The sequence below is a fragment of the Bacillus sp. GMa5/1 genome (genome assembly GCF_050172015.1).
In the GTDB taxonomy this organism is placed as follows: domain Bacteria; phylum Bacillota; class Bacilli; order Bacillales; family Bacillaceae_G; genus Bacillus_A; species Bacillus_A cereus.
This window is the reverse complement of the sequence record NZ_JBNLYC010000341.1, coordinates 1-2,345: the sequence shown is the minus strand read 5'-3', so window position 1 is coordinate 2,345 and position 2,345 is coordinate 1. Positions and strand designations below refer to the sequence as shown.

Below are 2,345 nucleotides of genomic sequence, written 5' to 3'. Positions count from 1 at the left end.
ATTTCATTTGTCGCTTGCGACGTTATTGTCATCGGCGACTTGTCCTATATTACACCTCTATATAATAATAGTCAATATTAATCTTTCATTTTTTTAAAAAGATAAAAAAGACTCTCATACCCCCCTTTTATTTCTCATACATATCAATAAGATAACTGAAAGGAGTGTAGAACTTGTTCAACCCTTCTTTATTACACATCATAAGCTCCCATTCAAGAAGCCCACACTATCATAGGAAGTTTCCAATCATTCTATTTTGGAGTCAAAAAAGCGGTTGTACTTCTCTTGCTAAGTGGTTCTTTTACCAGATTGATTTATTACAAACCGCTCTAAGCTATAGTCCTTTCATTCATAATTATGAATATGATATATACAAAAGTACACCTACCTATAGTGTACGACTAGGAATAGCTCTACGAGAAAAACAAAAAGAAACTTTTAAACTCGTTCGTAACCCTTATAGGAGAGCAGTCAGTTCTTTCGTATCCTTAATTGGACCTCCTTATATGGAACATCCCGAATGGAAACCCATCCGAAAGTTTTTATATCAAGATGAAAATTCCTCCAAAGGGATCTCATTTAAACAATTTCTATACTATCTATTTATGAAAGGAGCTCACGCAAGTGATATTAACCCACATTTCACACAACAATATATAGCTGGTGAAGAAGAATATGTGACCAATTATATATACTTAGAAAACTTCGATCAGGAAATGAAAGAATTAGAAAAGCGTTTCGAATTAAAAACCGCACCAATAAATGAGTTCTCAACATCATGGCATCATCAAACTCCCGCCATGATTTATAAAGGGGATTTTAGCGAAGGCGATATTACTGATCCTTTATTTCCCCGTCATCCGACTTTTGAAAGCTTTTATGATACTGAATGTATACAACTTGTCCAAACAATATTTCAAAATGATTTCGACACATATAAATACAGCAAAGAATATCCATACTAACTTTAGTCTATTATCTTTGCTAAATAAAAAAGATACCTCATATATAAGGTATCTTTTTAACATTTCAATTATATAAATCATACTGTTTAACAGTCTCTATTCTCCACCTTGTTACCTTTTAATAGATTACATAACTTTTGCTTATCCGCCCATCCTACTCCGATTAAAACTAAACTCGCTCCCATTATTACTCTCCATGTCAGAGATTCATTTAATAGAATAATTGAAGTAACAATACTTATTAATGGTAATGCATTTAAATATAATCCGCTTACTGATGCTGAAACTCTCTCTAGCGCTTTATTCCAAAACCAATATGCTAAAATTGTTGCTCCAATAACAAGGTATATTACACTAAGTCCCGTTTTCCAAGTTTCAACCTTTGGGAGACCATAATAAAAAATTTCTACCAGTGCAAACGGTAAGAGAATAACAGCTCCAATAATTAAAGTTAATGTTGTAAAAACCTCGTTTGATAAATACTGTTCTTGTTTTGGCCGTTTTAGCACAACTGTGTAGAAAGCAAATAGAAAAGTACTTAATAATATCAGTATATCTCCTATTAAAGACACTTCTTGATTAGCACTTTTAGATGGAATCGTAATAAAGAGTACTCCTATAGCACCCAATATAATTCCTATCCAATAATTCAATCGAATTTTCTCTTTCAAAAAGAGTGCTGAAAAAAGAATTGTAACTAATGGTAATGCAGCATCTATAATACTCACATGTAATCCACTAGTTAAAGAAATACCGTAGGATGTAAACATAAAATAACCAGCTACACCGGTAAAAGCTAACAAACTCATTCTTTTCCATGGAACTTTTTTATGTACAACTGATTTTTGTAGTTGCTTAAATGAGAATAGCATACAAATTCCACCTGCAAAGAAAAGACGAATAAACAACAAAGTAAACGGCTGAATAGATTCTAACGCCCATTTTGTTGGCGCAATGGCTGTGCCCCATAATATAACAGCCACTAATAACATGCATATTTCTTTCATAATCCCCCACACCCATCAAAAATATATGTTAACTACCTTAATTATAGATTTTTTCTAATGTAAAATCCTTTAAAAACACAAAAGGTTATGTTAAAAGAGCTAGATTGCTACTTTTCATATAACCTTTTTATATAAGATCACAAACATTCTTGTTACATCTGGACTATATTCTTATAAAGGTAATTCTTACCTTTAAATTTAAAATAATAAAAATAAACACAAAAAAACCTAAGTCGAAACGACTTAGGTTTTTGCTTGGCGACGTCCTACTCTCACAGGGACAAGGTCCCAACTACCATCGGCGCTAGAGAGCTTAACTTCCGTGTTCGGTATGGGAACGGGTGTGACCTCTCTGCCATCATCACCAAACTAT

At 32.9% G+C, this 2,345-nt stretch carries 2 protein-coding genes and 1 rRNA gene; 1 reads left to right on the top strand and 2 read right to left on the bottom strand.

What is annotated here, in order from left to right:
* Positions 1 to 173: 173 nt before the first annotated feature.
* Positions 174 to 965: a sulfotransferase family 2 domain-containing protein gene (locus ACQGSG_RS28360; RefSeq protein ID WP_000483020.1), complete on the top strand. Its 792-nt coding sequence runs from the start codon at positions 174 to 176 to the stop codon at positions 963 to 965.
* Positions 966 to 1,051: 86 nt separating this feature from the next.
* On the opposite strand, the gene ACQGSG_RS28355 is transcribed toward ACQGSG_RS28360, so the two are convergent.
* Both ACQGSG_RS28355 and rrf read right to left on the bottom strand, forming a co-directional pair.
* On the bottom strand, positions 1,052 to 1,972 hold the full coding sequence (locus ACQGSG_RS28355) for a DMT family transporter (RefSeq protein ID WP_097814542.1): 921 nt from the start codon (positions 1,970 to 1,972) through the stop codon (positions 1,052 to 1,054).
* 253 nt (positions 1,973 to 2,225) lie between these two features.
* A 5S ribosomal RNA gene (rrf, locus tag ACQGSG_RS28350) occupies positions 2,226 to 2,341 on the bottom strand.
* Positions 2,342 to 2,345: the final 4 nt, after the last annotated feature.

Bases quoted from the DNA above. Each gene is read 5' to 3' on its own strand.
- ACQGSG_RS28355 (WP_097814542.1), bottom strand. From the start codon at position 1,972: ATGAAAGAAATATGCATGTTATTAGTGGCTGTTATATTATGGGGCACA.